This window comes from Synechococcus sp. CS-603, from assembly GCF_977929215.1.
Map to the genome: position 1 here is coordinate 1,851,341 of NZ_OZ376778.1, position 17,076 is coordinate 1,868,416.

At 65.4% G+C, this 17,076-nt stretch carries 16 protein-coding genes; 11 read left to right on the forward strand and 5 right to left on the reverse strand.

The annotated features are described in order from the left end of the window. The first annotated feature begins 18 nt into the window (after positions 1–18). The 3 genes from ACXMDM_RS09750 to ACXMDM_RS09760 are packed head-to-tail and all read left to right on the forward strand — an operon-like array spanning position 19 to position 3,036. The gene (locus tag ACXMDM_RS09750) at positions 19–363 is read left to right on the forward strand and encodes a DUF1257 domain-containing protein (protein ID WP_071802283.1); all 345 of its coding nucleotides are present in this window, start codon (positions 19–21) and stop codon (positions 361–363) included. A 4-nt stretch (positions 364–367) separates the two neighbouring features. Next, a complete protein-coding gene (locus ACXMDM_RS09755) occupies positions 368–2,125 on the forward strand; it encodes a M61 family metallopeptidase (protein ID WP_259723114.1) in 1,758 nt (585 codons plus the stop codon). Next, the gene (locus tag ACXMDM_RS09760) at positions 2,101–3,036 is read left to right on the forward strand and encodes an N-acetylmuramoyl-L-alanine amidase (protein WP_313772364.1); all 936 of its coding nucleotides are present in this window, start codon (positions 2,101–2,103) and stop codon (positions 3,034–3,036) included. The genes ACXMDM_RS09755 and ACXMDM_RS09760 overlap by 25 nt, the downstream gene beginning before the upstream one ends. A gap of 33 nt (positions 3,037–3,069) precedes the next feature. On the opposite strand, the gene ACXMDM_RS09765 is transcribed toward ACXMDM_RS09760, so the two are convergent. After that, on the reverse strand, positions 3,070–3,849 hold the full coding sequence (locus ACXMDM_RS09765) for a helicase DnaB (protein WP_259723113.1): 780 nt from the start codon (positions 3,847–3,849) through the stop codon (positions 3,070–3,072). 264 nt (positions 3,850–4,113) lie between these two features. On the opposite strand from ACXMDM_RS09765, the gene ACXMDM_RS09770 reads away from it, so the two are divergent. From ACXMDM_RS09770 to fghA, 3 genes are read left to right on the forward strand one after another with little or no spacing between them, the layout of a single operon-like run. Beyond that, positions 4,114–5,712 carry a glucose-6-phosphate isomerase gene (locus ACXMDM_RS09770; protein ID WP_259723112.1) on the forward strand — a complete coding sequence of 533 codons (1,599 nt, stop codon included), beginning with the start codon at positions 4,114–4,116 and terminating at the stop codon, positions 5,710–5,712. Continuing rightward, positions 5,712–6,827, forward strand: a complete 1,116-nt coding sequence (locus ACXMDM_RS09775) for an S-(hydroxymethyl)glutathione dehydrogenase/class III alcohol dehydrogenase (protein WP_259723171.1) — start codon at positions 5,712–5,714, stop codon at positions 6,825–6,827. The genes ACXMDM_RS09770 and ACXMDM_RS09775 overlap by 1 nt, the downstream gene beginning before the upstream one ends. Further along, entirely contained in the window at positions 6,827–7,693 is an 867-nt protein-coding gene (gene fghA, locus ACXMDM_RS09780) for an S-formylglutathione hydrolase (RefSeq protein ID WP_259723111.1), read from the forward strand. The genes ACXMDM_RS09775 and fghA overlap by 1 nt, the downstream gene beginning before the upstream one ends. A gap of 6 nt (positions 7,694–7,699) precedes the next feature. Here the strand turns inward: fghA and leuS are convergent, their stop codons facing one another. Then, positions 7,700–10,387: a leucine--tRNA ligase gene (gene leuS / locus ACXMDM_RS09785; protein ID WP_259723110.1), complete on the reverse strand. Its 2,688-nt coding sequence runs from the start codon at positions 10,385–10,387 to the stop codon at positions 7,700–7,702. A gap of 82 nt (positions 10,388–10,469) precedes the next feature. Further along, entirely contained in the window at positions 10,470–10,691 is a 222-nt protein-coding gene (locus tag ACXMDM_RS09790) for an Hfq-related RNA-binding protein (RefSeq protein ID WP_259723109.1), read from the reverse strand. Between the two features lie 32 nt (positions 10,692–10,723). On the opposite strand from ACXMDM_RS09790, the gene dapF reads away from it, so the two are divergent. The 5 genes from dapF (at position 10,724) to dacB (ending at position 15,648) form a co-directional block, all read left to right on the forward strand. Beyond that, a complete protein-coding gene (gene dapF / locus ACXMDM_RS09795) occupies positions 10,724–11,839 on the forward strand; it encodes a diaminopimelate epimerase (protein ID WP_259723108.1) in 1,116 nt (371 codons plus the stop codon). Further along, on the forward strand, positions 11,820–13,001 hold the full coding sequence (locus ACXMDM_RS09800) for a cysteine desulfurase family protein (protein WP_259723107.1): 1,182 nt from the start codon (positions 11,820–11,822) through the stop codon (positions 12,999–13,001). Before dapF ends, ACXMDM_RS09800 begins: the two co-directional genes overlap by 20 nt. Positions 13,002–13,028: 27 nt before the next feature. Next, complete coding sequence (locus tag ACXMDM_RS09805) at positions 13,029–13,745, forward strand: DUF1995 family protein (protein ID WP_259723106.1); 717 nt, start codon at positions 13,029–13,031, stop codon at positions 13,743–13,745. Between the two features lie 79 nt (positions 13,746–13,824). Then, on the forward strand, positions 13,825–14,352 hold the full coding sequence (locus ACXMDM_RS09810) for a DUF4330 domain-containing protein (RefSeq protein ID WP_259723105.1): 528 nt from the start codon (positions 13,825–13,827) through the stop codon (positions 14,350–14,352). 3 nt (positions 14,353–14,355) lie between these two features. After that, complete coding sequence (gene dacB, locus ACXMDM_RS09815) at positions 14,356–15,648, forward strand: D-alanyl-D-alanine carboxypeptidase/D-alanyl-D-alanine endopeptidase (protein ID WP_259723104.1); 1,293 nt, start codon at positions 14,356–14,358, stop codon at positions 15,646–15,648. On the opposite strand, the gene ACXMDM_RS09820 is transcribed toward dacB, so the two are convergent. Continuing rightward, on the reverse strand, positions 15,623–16,552 hold the full coding sequence (locus ACXMDM_RS09820; RefSeq protein ID WP_259723103.1) for a coiled-coil domain-containing protein: 930 nt from the start codon (positions 16,550–16,552) through the stop codon (positions 15,623–15,625). The two genes, dacB and ACXMDM_RS09820, sit on opposite strands and share 26 nt — an antisense overlap. Positions 16,553–16,570: 18 nt before the next feature. Continuing rightward, positions 16,571–17,047, reverse strand: coding sequence for a pantetheine-phosphate adenylyltransferase (coaD, locus tag ACXMDM_RS09825; protein ID WP_259723102.1), 477 nt, complete (start codon positions 17,045–17,047; stop codon positions 16,571–16,573). Positions 17,048–17,076 lie beyond the last annotated feature (29 nt).

The following is a 17,076-nucleotide window of genomic DNA, read 5'->3' on the forward strand; positions in this document are numbered from 1 at the left end:
TCAGCAGGCAACGGGCTCATGTCGCACCTCTCCATCCTGCCAACGGTCATTCGCGACGCGTCCCAGCTGGCCGCCAGCCTCGAAGATCTTGGCTTTCAACCCATTCTCGGCGGTGTGATCACCGGCTTTGCCGGGGAAGCGATTGCGGTGGAGCTGCGGGTACTGGCGGACCGTGATCAGCCCCTCGGCTGGCAACGGCAAGCGGATGGTTCGCTCGGCCTGGTTGGAGATCTGCAACGGCTGAGCCGATCCCTGCCGTTGCAGCAGTTGATCGGCCAGATCACCCACCGCTATGCCCTGCGGATGGCCCTGAACGAGGCCATGGAGCACTTGCCGATGGCCACTCTTCACCCCGCCTCCTGAACGATTGGCGCCAGTTGAGATCTCCCTGGATTTGCGCCTGGTCAGCCAGCACCTCATTGGAGTCCGTCTGCGCTTCACGCCGCGGCAACCATCCCTTTCCTTTCGCTTGCCCGCCTGGACTCCAGGCTCCTATTTGTTGCGGGATTACGTCCGCCACCTTGAATCCCTGGAGGTCTGGCAGGAGCATGGTTCTGGCGAGCCACCACCCATGCTTCCCAAACGCCTCGTGCCGCGGCGCGTTGGCCCGGCCAGCTGGCAGCTGGCCCTGGAGCAGCTCGGCCCGATCGAGATCCGTTATGCCGTGCTGGCCACCGAGCTCAGTGTGCGCACCTGCCATCTCGATACTGATCACGGTTTTCTGGCCCTGGCGGCCGTTGCTCTCCAGGTGGAAGGAGAGCGTTGGACGCCCCATCGGTTGACACTTCAGCTACCGGAAGCCTGGTCCCCCTTTGTGCCCTTGCCGGTTCACAGCGATGGCAGCTGGCTGGCTGAGCATTTCGACCAGCTGATCGATACCCCGATCGAGGCCGGTCCCCATGGGTTCTCCCCTTTCGAGGTGCGCGGCGCGGCTCACCGTTGGGTGAGCTGGGAAGACGGCCCGGCCGATCAGGCCCGGCTCCTCTCTCGCTTCCCGTCACTGCTGCTGGATGTGGCCGCCGTCTGTGAGGCCTGCTGCGACCTGATGGGTGAAGCGCTGCCGGCGGCACCCGATTACCTCTTCATTCTCCATCTGCTGGAGCATGGTTACGGCGGGCTTGAGCACGACCGCTCCACGGTGTTGCAGTTCAGCCGTCAGGCCCTGGCCAAGCCGGATGGCTACCGGCGCCTGCTGCAGCTGATTGCCCACGAGTATCTCCACCAGTGGAATGTGCGCAGGCTGCGGCCCGCTGAGCTTACGCCGATCGATTACGACCGGCCCGTGATCGTGCCGACGCTCTGGTTCGCCGAGGGGGTCACCAGCTATTTCGATCAGTTCCTGCCCCTGCTGGCGGGACGCAGCAGCGAGCGCCAACTCTTTGAAGATCTTGGCGCCGATCTCAGCCGCTACCGGCTGACACCTGGACGCCTGCAGGGCCAGACCCTGCGCCAGAGCGGCGAGGAAGCCTGGGTGAAGTTGTATCGAAGAGATGCCTACAGCGATGATTCCCAGATCAGCTATTACCTGAAAGGTGCCGTGGTTTCCCTGGTCCTCGATCTTGCCTTGCGGCGCGCCGCCAGTTGCCTGGCCGAAGTCTTGCGTGACCTGTGGCGCAGCCTCGGTCGCTGTGGAAAGGGCTACAGCGAAGAACTTTTGGTTCAGACTATTCTTGCCCGAGCGCCAGATCTGGCCGATGACCTGCCGCGATGGCTCGAAAGCTTCGATGATCCTGATCTTGACGCCTATCTCCACGATGTGGGACTTCAGCTTCAGGCGGTGGTCAGCGCCGATCCATACACGGGCTTCCGTTGTGAACGGGAGCAGGCTGAATTGAAGGTGCAGCGGGTGCAGCGCCATGGCCCTGGGCAACAGGCCGGCCTGGTCGTGGGTGATGAGCTGATTGCCATCGATGGCCTGCGATTGCGGCGCCCTGACGACCTGCCCCCCCTGCTCGTCGCTGGCCGGCCTCAACAGCTGACGATCAGCCGCCGCGGCTGCCTGCGTCAGCTCAGCCTGCGTGCGTCCCCGGCCGAGGTGGAGCGATGGACGCTTGATCCCGATCCGAATGCCTCTCCCCAGGCCTTGCGGCGGCGGACCGAGTGGCTGGGGCTCCTGCCGTGTTGAGTGTGTTCCGCGTCTGGATCGCCTCGGCTCAGCGGTTCTCCCTGCAGCGGGGCGGCCTGGTGATGGTGGGGATTGCGGCGTTGGCGGGGATCGGCGGCCTGGGTTGGGTGGCCCGTGATGTCACCGCTGGAGCGGGGGAAGGTCAGCGACCGTCCTTGCTGCAGTTGCTGGAAAACGTCAATGGGCGTGAGAAGGCGCCGGCCGTCGAGCCGCCTCTCCGCGCCGCGCCGCTGCCTCCGAAAAGCCACCGTCCCTGGCTCAGCCCGATGGGCCGCCGCTGCACCACACCCAATCCAGGCGAGAACCTTCGACTCACCCAGATGCTCGCTGGTCTCCAAACCAGCATGCGTCGTCTACGCATCGATCCCACCAATTTCGGCGTCCGTTACGACCGCGATGCTTTCGGCAACCCGATCGATCCCACGCCCCAGATGGTGGTGCTGCACGAAACTGTTTTTGGAATGGAATCGGCCGTGCAGACCTTCCAGACCCCCCATCCCCGAGACGAGGATCAGGTCAGTTATCACGTGATGATCGGTCTTGATGGCGAGGTGGTGGAGGCGCTTGAGCCCACTCGCCGGGCATTCGGTGCCGGAAATTCAGCTTTCAACGGTCAGTGGGTTGTCACCAATCCGGATGTGGGCGGTTCGGTGAACAATTTCGCCCTGCATCTCAGCCTCGAAACCCCGATCGACGGCGAAGACAACGATCCGTCCCACAGCGGCTACAGCCCTGCCCAGTACGACGCAACGGCGGTGGTGCTGACCGATTGGATGCGCCGTTTCGACTTTCCCGCCAGTCACATCACCACCCACGCCTACGTTGATCTCGGCGGTGAGCGGGCCGATCCCCGCAGTTTTGACTGGGCTGCTTTGGAGTCGAGGCTCGCGGCACTCGGGATGCTCTGCTGAGACTCGAACGGATCTGGGCCGACCCGAAAAGACCTAGATCACCGGCCAGATCGTTGGCCTGTAGGTGCTGTAGATGAGGGCATGCAAGGCGGGATCCTGCATGTAGCTGAGAATCCTGGCCGGATAGTCGAGCTTGCCGTTGTGCAGGTAGGCCAGGGTGGCCAGAGCCTTGGCATCGCGCGGGCTGGCACTGGCCTCCAGCAAGTTGTCGGTGGGGAAGCCGAGGTCGGTGGAGAGGCGAGCGAACTTGCCCACCAGCAAGGCCACATTGCTTTCTGGATCCAGCAGCTTTTCGCGGGCAGCGACCATTTCGGCCTCGCTGGCATCGGGGCGCAGCAGGCCCTGATGAACAAGTTCACCCACCGAGAGCTGGGCGGGGCCATGGGTCTTGAACAGGCCGGACTGGGCGGCAATGGGCAGATCTTCGCCCGGTTTGGCCCGTTGCAGCTCATCAAAGAGCACAGCCGCCACCAGCATCGGGTTGACCCCCTGCTGTTTCGACTCCCTCAGGATGATCGGCTGCAGGTGCTCCAGGCGCTGGAAGGTGTGGGCCCGCAACGGCGTGAGCTGGTCGAGGCCCCGGGTGAGGAGTTGGGCCAGCTCTGGCTGGGGGCCATGGACGCCAAAGCGGCGTTGAAGCTCCTGGAGTTCCTCTGGGGTGAAATCAACGGGGTTCGGCCGCTGTCCCTCCAGGCTCAGGGCAGAGGCAGAGCTGCTGTCGCTGCTCACCACCGTTTCGTGGACCACGGTGGTGATCTGAAGGGGAAGGGGGCGGCTGCTGCCGATCAGCCCAATCATGGCAAGGCTGGCCACCGGTGCCAGCCTGGAAAACGCGTGGACCAAACGTTTTGTCCACTTGGTTGGAAATGAACAGACGGCTGGCGCCACGTCGTGAAGATTTCAGGAATCTTCATCATTTTAGCGTTGATCTCTGGCTTGATCCAGTCCTGGGTCGTTTCAGGCGCTGTCCATGGAGCTGGGAGCTCTGGCTGGATGGGGCTTGGCCTAGATGGAGCTAGGCCTGGAAACGTTTACCGATAGGTTCAGCTTCAGACCCCGATGAACCACCCTGGTCGGATGACGCTTCCTGATTTCAATCCCTCCGAGCCCCGGGCTCAGTGGGAACGCTTTTGTGCGTTGCTCTGGCACCACGAGGGTCTGGGCCTCTGGCTGGATGTCAGCCGCATGGCGCTGAACCGATCCAAGCTCGAGGCGTTGAGGCCGGCCTTCAGCGAGGCCTTCGCGGCGATGCGGGAGCTGGAAGCCGGAGCGATCGCCAACCCTGACGAGCAACGCCGGGTGGGGCATTACTGGCTGCGGGACCCCCAGCTGTGTCCGGATCAAGCTGAGGCCGAACACATACGTTCGGAAATCGATCAGGTCGAGCGTTTTGGCCAAGGCGTGCTCGATCACAGCCGTCAGGCCCCCGGAGCAAGGCCGTTCACGGACGTCCTCTGGATCGGCATTGGCGGTTCTGGCCTTGGACCGTTGCTGATCCTGCGGGCCCTGCAGCAGGAGGGCGTCGGCCTGCCCTTTCATTTCTTCGACAATGTCGATCCCCAGGGCTTCAGCCGCACCCTGACGGCCCTCGCTGATCGGCTACAGACCACCCTGGTGGTTGTGGTCAGCAAGTCGGGCGGGACGCCCGAGCCCCATATCGGCATGGAGCAGGCCAGGGCTGCTCTGGAGGCCAGGGGCGGCATCTGGCCAGCCCAGGCGGTGGCGGTCTCGATGGCGGGCAGTGCCCTGGATCGCCAGGCCGAAAGCGAACAGTGGCTGGCCCACTTCGACATGTTCGATTGGGTGGGCGGCCGCACCAGCATCACCAGCGCTGTCGGGTTGCTGCCCGCCGCTTTGATCGGTGCCGATCTACGCGCTTTCCTGGCGGGGGCTGCCGCGATGGATCAGGCCACCCGGGTGGCCGATCTCGAGGCCAACCCTGCCGCCCTGATGGCGGCCTCCTGGCATGCCGCCGGCGCCGGAAAAGGGCAGCGCGACATGGTCGTGCTCCCTTATCGCGACAGGCTTGAGGTGTTCAGCCGCTACCTGCAGCAACTGGTGATGGAGTCATTGGGCAAACGCCTCGATCGCGCTGGCCAGGTGGTGCACCAGGGCCTGGCCGTGTACGGCAACAAGGGCTCCTCCGACCAGCACGCCTACGTGCAGCAACTGCGTGATGGAATCGATAATTTCTTTGTCACCTTCATCGAGGTACTGGACGATCCCGCCGAGATCAAGCCGATCGATGGTGATTGGCCTGGCGACTTCCTCGATGGCTTTCTGCAGGGAACCCGTGCGGCGCTCAGTGAAGGGGGGCGCCAGTCGATCAGCCTCACTTTGCGCTGCTTCGATGCCCGGGCGCTTGGTGCCCTTGTTGCCCTGTTTGAGCGGGCCGTTGGCCTCTATGCCGAACTGGTCAACATCAACGCCTACGACCAACCTGGTGTGGAGGCCGGCAAGAAGGCCGCTGCCACGATCCTGGATCTGCAAAGCCGGACCGAAGCGCTGCTTGCCGATGGCGAAATCCGCAGCCTGGAGATGATCCAGACAGCCCTTGGCCTCCAGAGCCCAGAGCCCATCTTCTGGATCCTGCGCCACCTCTGCGGCAATGATCGCGGCTACAGCGCCGAGGGCTCCTGGGCCCAGCCCGATTCCCTGCGCTTCTGCCAATCATGATCCATTCCAGGGCCGCCGTGGCCTGGGCCGCCGGAGAGCCGCTCGAGATCACCACGATCGATGTGGCTCCACCTCAGGCTGGCGAAGTGTTGCTGCGGGTGGTGGCCAGTGGCGTCTGTCACACCGATGCCTACACCCTCTCCGGCCAGGATCCCGAAGGGTTGTTCCCGGCCGTCCTGGGCCATGAAGGTGGCGCGGTGGTGGAGGCCCTGGGCGAAGGGGTGACCTCCCTGGCCGTCGGTGATCACGTGATCCCGCTCTACACGCCGGAATGCCGCGCCTGCTCGTTCTGCCTGTCGGGAAAAACCAATCTCTGCCAGGCGATTCGTGGCACCCAGGGCCGGGGCCTGATGCCCGATGGCACCAGCCGCTTCTCCAAGAACGGCAAGCCCATCTATCACTACATGGGCACCTCCACCTTCTCGGAATACACCGTGGTGCCGGAGATCGCCGTGGCCAAGATCAGCAAGCGGGCACCGCTGGAGAAGGTGTGCCTGCTGGGCTGCGGTGTGACCACCGGCATCGGCGCGGTGCTCAACACCGCCAAGGTGGAAGCAGGCGCCACGGTGGCCGTGTTCGGTCTCGGCGGCATCGGCCTGGCGGTGATCATCGGGGCGGTGATGGCCGGGGCCAGCCGGATCATCGGGGTTGACACCAACCCTGAGAAGTTCGCGGTCGCCCGCCAGCTGGGGGCCAGCGATTGCCTTGATCCCACGCAGTCGCAACGGCCGATCCAGGAGGTGATCGCCGAGCTCACCGATGGAGGCGTTGATTATTCCTTTGAGTGCATCGGCAATGTGGAGGTGATGCGGGCAGCCCTGGAGTGCTGCCACAAAGGCTGGGGTGAATCCACGATCATCGGTGTGGCCGGAGCAGGCCAGGAGATCGCCACCCGGCCGTTCCAGCTGGTCACCGGCCGGGTGTGGCGCGGCTCGGCCTTCGGCGGAGTGCGCGGCCGCAGCGAACTGCCTGGTTATGTGGAGCGCTTCGAGAAAGGCGAGATCCCGCTCGACACCTTCATCACCCACACCATGCCCCTAGAGGAGATCAACAGGGCCTTCGATCTGATGCACGCGGGTCAGAGCATCCGCTCGGTGATTCACTTCAACGGCTGATGGATTCGCTTCCTGTTCTCAACAAGCTCTGTGAGACCCGCAGCTTCGGCGGGTTGCATCAGCGTTACCGGCATCAATCGGCAGTGCTCAGCTGTGAGATGACCCTGGCCGTGTACCTGCCTCCCCAGGCCCTGGCCGGAGCCGCGGTGCCGGCGCTGTATTGGCTTTCGGGTCTGACCTGCACCGATGAGAACTTCATGCAGAAAGCCGGGGCCCAGCGGCTGGCCGCCAGCCTTGGCCTTGCCCTGATCGCCCCTGATACCAGCCCCCGCGGCCCCGAGGTTCCTGGCGATCCGGAGGGGGCCTGGGACTTCGGCCACGGGGCCGGCTTCTATCTCAATGCCAGCGAGCCCCCCTGGGCACGCCACTACCGCATGCACGACTACGTGGTGCAGGAGTTGCCGGCGCTGCTGGAGCGGGAACTGCCCCTCAACGACCGCCGCGGCATCAGTGGCCATTCGATGGGAGGGCACGGGGCCTTGGTGTGCGCCTTGCGCAATCCAGGGCGCTACAGCTCTGTCTCGGCATTCGCCCCAATCAGCCACCCCAGCCGCTGCCCCTGGGGCGAGAAGGCCTTCAGTCATTACCTCGGCCCCGATCGCACCAGCTGGAGTGCCTGGGATGCGTGCGAGCTGATCGCCTCAGCGCCGCAGCGGCTGCCGCTGCTGATCGACCAGGGACTCGACGATCCTTTCCTGGAGAGTCAGCTGCGGCCGCAGGATCTGGAAGAGGCGGCTCAAGCGGCCGGCCACCCACTGACACTGAGGCGCCAGCCTGGCTACGATCACAGCTACTTCTTCATCGCTAGCTTTATCGAAGACCACCTGCGCCATCACGCTGAGGCCCTGCTTGCGTCTCCAGGTTGACGCGGCTTAAGGCACCAGGTTGACGAGCTTGCCGGGCACCACGATCACCCGGCGTGGGGCCTGGCCTTCCAGCCACTTGAGGGCGATCTCGCTCTCGAGGGCCAGCCGCTCCAGGGTGGCGGCATCGGCATCGGCGGGCACCTCCAGCTGGCCCCGCACCTTGCCCTTCACCTGGATCACCAAGGGCACCGTGTCCTGGATCAGGGCGGTGGGATCGGCCACCGGCCAGCGCTGGCTGTGCACGCTGCCGTTTCCACCCAGCCGCTGCCAGAGCTCTTCGGCCAGGTGGGGAGCAAAGGGGGCCAGCAGGATCACCAGGGCACCCAGGGCTTCGATGGCTACGGGCTCGGCCGCTGTCTCCAACTGGGTCGCCATGACGTTGCTGAGCTTCATCAGCTCCGAGACGGCGGTGTTGAACTGGTAGTGGCCGGGGGCCAGATCGTCGTCGATGGCGGCGATGGCCGCGTGGACGGCCCGGCGCAGTTCCTTCTCAGCAGGGGTGCTGGCCGTTGCAGCGGCCCCTGGGGAGCTCGGCAGGTGGAGTCCGCGGGTTACAGCACCTTCCACCAGCCGCCACAGACGCTGCAGGAAGCGGAACTGACCTTCCACATCGGCGTCATCCCACTCCAGATCTTTTTCCGGTGGCGCCTTGAACAGGATGAACATCCTGGCGGTGTCAGCCCCGTAGCGATCGATCACCACGGCTGGATCGACGCCGTTGGACTTTGACTTGGACATCTTCTCGAAGAAGGTGTCGAGCCGCTCGCCATCAATGGGATCGCGGGGATCGCTCGGATCGGCCACATCGGCCGGGGCCACGTATTTGCCGGTCTGCGGGTTTTTGTAGGTGATGGCCTGCACCATGCCCTGGGTCAGCAAGCGCTTGAAGGGTTCATCGAAGCTGAGCAGGCCCCGGTCGCGCAGCACCTTGGTGAAAAAGCGGGAATAAAGCAGGTGCAGAATCGCGTGCTCAATGCCGCCCACGTACTGGTCCACCGGCAACCAGCAGTCGGCCGCATGGCGCTCGAACGGCAGCTGGGTGTTGTGGGGATCGCTGTAGCGCAGGTAGTACCACGACGAGCAGATGAAGGTGTCCATGGTGTCGGTCTCCCGCCGGGCTGGCTGGCCGCAGCAGGGACAGGGCACGTTCACCCAGCTCTCCAGCTTGCTCAGGGGTGAGCCGCCCTTGCCGCTGAAGGCCAGGTCTCTGGGTAGTTCCACCGGCAGCTGCTCCGTCGGCACCGGCACCACCCCACAGCTCTCGCAATGGATCATCGGGATGGGGCAGCCCCAGTAGCGCTGGCGTGAGATCAGCCAGTCGCGCAGGCGATAGCTCACCTTGCCCTCGCCCCAGCCCTCCGCCTCGGCCAGGGCCACGATCCCGGCGCGGGCTTCTGAGACCTCAAGGCCATCAAAGGGTCCGGAGTGAACCAGTCGTCCGCCCGCAGTCCAGGCGCCACCGGCGTAGGCCTCTTCGCTGGCACCTTCGGGCACGATCACCCGCTTGACGGGCAGCTCGTACTGGCGGGCAAAGACGAAATCGCGCTGGTCGTGGGCCGGAACCCCCATCACCGCGCCGGTGCCGTATTCCGCCAGCACGTAATCGGCGATCCAGATCGGGATCATCTCGCCGTTGAAAGGATTCAGCGCGCTTGAGCCCAGGGGCACCCCGCGTTTGGGTTGGTCCTCAGCGGTGCGGTCCTGTTCGCTCTGGGCGCTGACCAGATCACAGAAGGCCTCCACCGTCATGCGTTGCTCAGGGGCGGTGAGACGGGCCACCAGCGGATGCTCCGGGGCCAGCACCAGATAGCTCACCCCATAGATCGTGTCTGGGCGGGTGGTGAAGACCGTGATTGACTGCTGACTGGTGGCTGAGTTGTCGGCTGAGTTGGCGGCACCAGCTGGAGCCACGACCTGGAAGTGCAGCTGGGCCCCCACCGAGCGGCCGATCCAGTTGGCTTGCATCGTGCGCACCCGCTCGGGCCAGCCATCGAGCTGATCGAGGTCATCGAGCAGGGCTTCGGCGTAGTCGGTGATGCGCAGGAACCACTGGCGCAGCTGCCGTTTCTCCACCTTGGCGCCGGAGCGCCAGGAGCGGCCCTCGCTATCCACCTGTTCATTGGCCAGCACCGTCTGATCGATCGGATCCCAGTTGACCGTCGCTTCTTTGCGGTAGGCCAGGCCCGCCTCGTGGAATTCAAGGAACAGCCACTGGGTCCAGCGGTAATAGTCGGCGTGGCAGGTGGCCACCTCCCGATCCCAGTCGATCGAGAGACCGAGGCGCTGCAGCTGGGTCCGCATCTGGGCGATGTTGGCGTCGGTCCAGTCGCCTGGATCCACACCCCGCTCGATCGCAGCGTTCTCCGCCGGCAGACCGAAGGCGTCCCAGCCCATCGGATGCAGCACCTGCCGGCCACGCAGCCGCTGGACCCGGGCGATCACATCGGTGATCGTGTAATTGCGCACATGGCCCATGTGCAGGTTCCCCGAGGGATAGGGGAACATCGACAGGGCGTAAAAGGTGTCGGCCGCCGCTTCGCCGCCGTTCTCGGGGGTGGCATCAAGGCCTTCCTCCTGCCAGCGGGCCTGCCAGCGGGCCTCGATCTCGGCGGGGAGGTAGCGATCCGGCTGCTCGATCTTGATGCCGGAAGTGGGCTTGCCGGCAGCGGATGGAGTGTTTTCTGAGACGGCCATGGCTTCGAAACGGCCGTTTGACTCAGCCACGCACTCTTGAGCCCGATCGTGCCACATGCCGCCTACGGGGCTCTGCTTCGCCTCAGCCCAGCTGGCGGATCAGGGCTACAGCGCGGCGGCCCATCAGTAGCAACGGGGCCTCCGGGCTGGTGCGCAGGGCGAGAAATTCTGGGTCCTGCCAGTGCAGGCAGCCGCCCAGGGCTGTGCCATCGATCAGCTGTACATGCAGCGGGGTGCGCTCCCGGATCCAGTCTTGAAGTTGGCGCACACCGGGCAGGCTGGGATCGAGGGCATGACTCTCCATAGGATCAAATGTATGTGGATGGGGCGATGCCGATGCTGGCCTTCAGCAAATACCAAGGACTGGGCAACGACTTCCTCTTGCTCGATGGACGCGAAGCCGCGCAGGCTGACGAGACCCTGGGACTGAGCCCGGAGGCGGTACAGCGGATCTGCGATCGCCGCTTCGGGGTCGGTGGTGACGGCGTGATCCTGGCCCTACCGCCGCAACAGGGCGGCGAACTGCGCATGCGGATCTTCAATGCCGATGGCAGCGAAGCCGAGATGTGCGGCAACGGCATCCGCTGTCTGGCCCGCTTCCTCGCCGACAGCGATGGCGACACTCCGGGGCGGCGCTGGCAGGTGGAAACCCTGGCCGGCGCGATCGTGCCGGAACTGCTCGCCGACGGCAGCGTGCGCGTTGATATGGGCGAGCCCTTTCTGCAGCCCGCAGACGTGCCCACCACGCTGCCGGTCGGGCCGGCCGGCTTGCCCCAGGGCGAACTCGAAGCCGATGGCACAGCCTTTGCTGTGGCGGCGGTGGGGATGGGCAATCCCCATCTCGTCATCCCGGTGGCCGCCGTTGAAAGCGTTGATCTCGAGCGCCTGGGTCCGCTCCTGGAGGTGGATCCGGCCTTTCCCGCACGCGCCAATGTTCATTTTGTGGCCGTACGGGCGGCGGAACACCTGGTGATGCGGGTGTGGGAGCGGGGCGCGGGACCCACCCTGGCCTGCGGCACCGGAGCCTGTGCCGTGCTGGTGGCCTGCCATCGCCTGGGCCTGAGCGGGCCAGAGGCGCGGGTGGATCTGCCGGGGGGAACGCTGTGGATCCGCTGGGATCTACAAACCGGCCATCTGTTCATGGCCGGGCCGGCAGAACCGGCGTTTGATGGGGTGCTCGCCCCCGAGCTGCTGGGCCTGGAGCTGGCCCAGCCCGTTGCCGCTGAATCCTCTCTCCCGGCGGTGAGTGCCGAGCAGCCAGCGATCAACTGCTCCGTCGCTTGCGTTCAGGGCTGCCAGCAACCGGAGAACTGCCCCAGTGCTGAGGCCCGCGCCCGGGTCGACGCCCTGCTCAGCAGCCGTTCGCTCGACGATCTCGTTGCCATGGCCTCCGGATCGCTCGAATCCCGCAGCCGGGCCCGACTGGAGCGCGATGAGCCAGCCCAGGGTTGAGCCGCCGCTCTATCTCGACGCCTGTGCCACGGCTCCGCCGGCTGAGGCGGTGCTGGCGGTGATGGCCCAGGCGCAGGCGTCGGCCTGGGCGAATCCCTCCAGCCTGCATGGTTTCGGTCTCGCGGCTGCCGACAGCCTCGAACGCAGCCGTCAGGCGGTCGCGGCCAGCCTCGGGGCTGACGCCAACGGCCTCATCTTCTGCTCCGGTGGCACCGAAGCGGCCCATCTGGCGTTGCAAGGCGCTGCCGCAGCCCTGCCGCCTGGCCGCCTGGTGATCTCGGCTGTGGAGCATCCGGCTGTCATTGCCGCAGCCGCTGCCCTGGAACGGCTGGGTTGGCAGGTGGCGTTCTGTCCGGTGGACGGCTTCGGCCGGGTGCAGCTGGAGCCGCTCGACGTCCTGCTGGCCCCTCCCACCCGTTTGGTGTCGGTGATCTGGGGGCAGAGCGAAGTGGGAACACTGCAACCGATCGAGGCGATCGGACGGCGCTGCCGCGCCGCTGGGGTGGTGTTTCACACCGATGCGGTGCAGGTGGTGGGCCACCAACCGATCCAGTTTGAGTCGATGCCGGTTGACCTGCTCAGTTTCACCGCCCACAAGCTTCAAGGCCCACGGGGCATCGGCGTGCTGCTCTGTCGCCCTGACCTGGAGCTGCTGCCCTTGCTGGCTGGCGGCGGCCAGGAAGCGGGACGCAGGGCCGGAACCGAACCGGTGGTGCTGGCGGCGGGGCTGGCTGAGGCTTTGCGCCTCTGTGATCAGCGCCTGCTGGCCAATGGCGGCATCGACCCGATCGAGGCGCGGCGTGATCGCTTGGCTGCGGCCTTGCTGGCCCTGCCGGGGCTGAGCCTGAGCGGCTGCCCGCAGCGCAGGCTGCCCCACCACATCAGCTTGTTGGTGGCAGACGACCAGGGCCGTCCGTTGTCTGGCCGGCGGCTGGTTCAAGCCCTCTGGCGGCAGGGATTGGCGGTGAGCAGCGGCACGGCCTGTCAGCAGGGTCAAGCCAGGGGCAGCGCCGTGCTGGCGGCCATGGGATACAGCCCCGAGCAGGCGTCGAGTGGCGTGCGGCTCAGCATTGGGCCCTGGTTGAGCGACCAGGACCTGGCGACTGTTCCGGCGGCTTTTGAACGGGCACAGCAGGCGATGGCCACAGATTTCAGCCGGTAGGGTCAAATCCCCGAGACCCCCACAGGCGTGCTTCCTTCCGACCTGCGCAGCGCTGAAGCTGAAAGCCTCTGCGCCCTGCAATCTGCGCTCGATGCCACCGCCAAGGGCGGTACGGCCAGCCGTTGGACGATCGAGTTTCGCTTCCAGGGTCTGAAGATCCTGCCTCTGGCCTTGCGCTTTGGGGCGGGGTTGCAGGAGCAAGGGCTGCCGATGCGCCTGCTATTCACCGATGCGGGTGCCACGGCCCTGGCCAAGCGCGACGCCCCTGATCTGGCCGGCTCTATCGCCAGCCTCGGCGATCAGATCCGGCTGCAGAAGGCAGCTGAGCCTGGGGCTGAGCTCGCCACAGAGTTGCTGGTGTTGGTGGCACCGGCCTTGGCTGAGTACGAAGACGTTGAGACGATCTGCCAGCAGCACCTTGGAGCCGTGCTGCTGCTGAACGGCAATCTGGAGGATGCCGCCATCGGCATCGGCAGTGTGGCCCGGCAGCGCCGGCGGGGCTTCCTCTCCACCTGGAGTTGCGCCTATGCCCTGATCCCCCTGGCCGAGGCAGCCCTGCGGCGCTCGTTTCCCGATCCTTGGGGCCTGTACCGCCGTGATGCCGACGGCTATCGCTGGGTGGCGAACTTCGAGCAGAAACCGGATGCCGAGCTACAGGCCGAAGCCCTCAAGCCCGGCCAGACCCCCTCAATGGCAGATGGTCTGCAGGCCCTCGATCGCTTTCTTGGCAGTCTCAGCAATTGAGCTCCTTCCCTTGGGGATCGCGCCGGGGGGTGGTGGGCTGCGGAGAAGCTCCTTAAACTTGCGTGTCTGCAGATTTTTAATGGCCGCTGACCTCAACAAACGCCGATGGTCCTGGAGCCTGATTGATTTCGGGGCCCTCGCGGCGGTGTTGCTTGCCGTTGGCGGTGTGATCTGGAGCCCCAAGCTCAGTGGAGCTGTCGCCCAGGCCACCGGTGCCATGCAGCCCGTCCTGGTCACGGTGGATGTGCGCGGCGTGCCCGTTGCCGATCCAGCCGGGCTGATCGAGTCCGCCCGCGCGGAGGGCAAGGTCAACATCGTGATTCGCAACCAACCCCACGGGACGGTGAAGCTGAAGCAGATCTCTTCCCTGCAGCGCCGGCTTGTGGCTGTTCAGCCCGACGGCAGCGTCGTGACTGCCGTCGATCCGAACCAGGCGATGGTGGGATCCCTGGATGCCCGTTTTCTGTTGGAGGGACAGGGTCGTAAGACTGGCGGCGGCGTTGTGTTTGGCAATCAGAACCTGAAGATCGGCGCGCCTGTTGAGCTTGAAGGTGCCCAGTTCCGTGTCGGTGGCACGGTCAGCGGATTGCGTCTGGAGGACTCTTGAATCATGGCCATTTCCATCCAACGATCCGCTTCGCGCTCCCTGGGATTTGGCCTGGGGCTTGGTTTTTCCCTGCTGCCGCTGGCTCCACTGCGGGCGATGCCCGTCTCGCCCGTTTCCGCCCTGCCGGTGGTCAGTCCGCAGGTCGGTCTGACCCAGCTGCAGAACCAGGTCAGCTGTCCGGCCCTGCAGGCCAGGGTGCTAGGCACCCTGGGTGGGCAGGCCAGCGTCTGGAGTGTGACGGTGGCTGATGGCTCCGGTCGGCTGCTGGCGGATGTCAATGGCCTGCGACCCCGGGTTCCAGCTTCGAATCAGAAACTGGTCAGTACGGCCTATGCACTCGATCAGCTCGGCCCTGATTACCGGCTGAGCACCAGGCTCTGGCGACTACCGAATGGCAACTTGCGGCTCACCGGTGAGGGTGACCCCGACCTGGCCATACCCCAGCTGCAGCGCATTGCGAAACTGGCGCTTGGATCGGGCGGCGGCCCTGGCCAGCCGCAGGGCCCGGTGCGCCTGGAGCTCGCCGAGGAACCGGCCCAGGCCTGGTGGCCTCCTGGCTGGCACCAGGGCGATCGGGCCTATGCCTATGGCGCCCCGATCACCCGGCTGGCGATTACCAGCAACGCCATTGAGATGGCCGTGGCCAATCCGCCGGGCCGGCTGCAGCGCCTGTTGTCTAGTGAGCTGACCCGTCAGGGCGGCCAGGCCACCCAGCTGGCCGTTGTCCCGGCCCAGAGCCCCCTTCCTGAGGACTCTCAGCTGCTGCATGTGGAGCCATCGGCGCCGATGCACAACCTCCTAAGCCTGGCCAACTCCCAGAGTCACAACTTTACGGCCGAAGTGCTACTACGCCAGGCCGGCGGCAGCTGGAACCTTCCCCAGAGCCGCAACGCCGCCAGCCAGTGGCTCGGCCAGCAGGGCCTGCCGATGCAGGGGGTCGTGCTAGTGGATGGCAGCGGCCTCGACCGCGGCAACCGCCTCACCAGCCGGTTCGTGGCGGCTCTTTTGCTGCGCATGGCCCAGCATCCCTTCGCTTCCCGCTACTGGGCGTCGATGTCGGTGGCGGGCAAGAGGGGGACCCTGCGGAACCTCTACAAGGGCACCAGTCTGGATGGCCGTTTCTATGGCAAGACCGGAACTCTCAGAGGGGTGCGCTCGATCAGTGGGGTTCTCAACACCACTGAAGGCCCCCGTTACGTGAGCCTGATCTCGAACGGTGCCGGATCGCCCAACACCACGATCGGCCAGGTGCTGCGTCAGGTGCAGATCGTCAGCCTCTGCCGGCCGCCTGCTTGAGGCGTGAGGCGGCACGGCGGGCTCGGCTCATCGGAGCCTCAGACGAGGTTTTCTGGTCCAGCTCTCCTGTTGGCGTCTCGTTCGTCTGAATGCGACCGAGTTCGCGCCGGCCGGCCAGCACCACCTTGCTGAGGTCACCGAGGCGTGTTTCGAGTTCGCCGAGCACCTGCTCGGCATAGTGATTGGCACCGTCCTGGACGGCACCGGCCTCCTGGCGGCTGCGGCTGATTAAGGCCTCGCACTGCTGTTGGGTCTGCTGGCGGAACTGCAGGGCATCGTTCTGGAGCCGTTCGGCCTCTGACTGGCTCTCGCGCTGGATGCGCAGGCCCTCGATGCGGATCTGTTCGAGTTCCTGCAGGCTCTGCTGGCGGGCGCGGTCATGTTGCTCGCCCAGTTGCCGCTTCACTTCCACGTACTCGGAATCGAGCTGTTGGCGGCGTTGCATCGCCTCCTGTTCCAGCTGCTGGCGCCGGCTGCTGAACTGCTGTTCCGTCTGGGCCAGGCGGGTCTGGTGCTCTTGCTCCGCCTGGGCCACCTGTTGGCGCGTGCTCAGCAGCATCTGTTCGCATTGCTGGCGGGCCTGCTCGCGCATGTCTGCCACCTGGCGTTCCGCTTCCTGGCGGACGGCCGCCGAATTGATCAGCTCTTCCCGTTCCTTTTGGGCCTGAGAAAGGATTTCCTCGGCCTGCAGGCGGGTTTTGGCAATAAAGCTTTCCCGCTGCTTGAGCAGCTCCTCGGCCTGGGTGAGCTGGACCGGAATGGCCTCCCGCACGGCATCCATCAACTCGATGGCGTCTTGCTCATTGACCAGGCGGCCACCGCTGAAAGGGATGCGGCTGCCCTCGAGCACGATCTCCTCGAGTTGATCGAGTTGATCCAGCACGCCGATCCTTGATTCAGCCATGGGGAGAGTGTGGCGTGATTACTGATTAAAGAGCCTGGAGAGATCCTCTGCCACTCCTGTGGGGACCATGTGACGCACGTCGCCGCCGAAACGGGCCACTTCCTTCACCACACTGCTGCTCAGAAAGCTGTGGTGGGCTGCGGTGGCAAGGAAAAGCGTCTCGACTTCCCTCGCCAGGCTCCGATTCGTGTGGGCGATCTGCAGTTCGAACTCGAAATCGGTCATGGCCCGCAGACCACGCAGGATGACGGCGGAGCCGGACTGCCGGGCGTAGTCGACGGTGAGGCCATCGAAGCTGCTGACTTCCACCGCAGAGAGATGGAGCGTGGCCCGACGGATCTGTTCAAGCCGTTGCTCAAGCGGAAAGCTGGCTTGCTTGGCCGGGTTGCGCAACACCGCCACCAACAGGCCGTCGAAGAGGCGATCGGCCCGCTCGATCAAGTCGAGATGGCCCAGGGTGAGGGGGTCGAAGCTGCCGGGGTAGAGGGCCTTCATCAAGCGTGGGCAGCAGGGCGGTGTGGCCC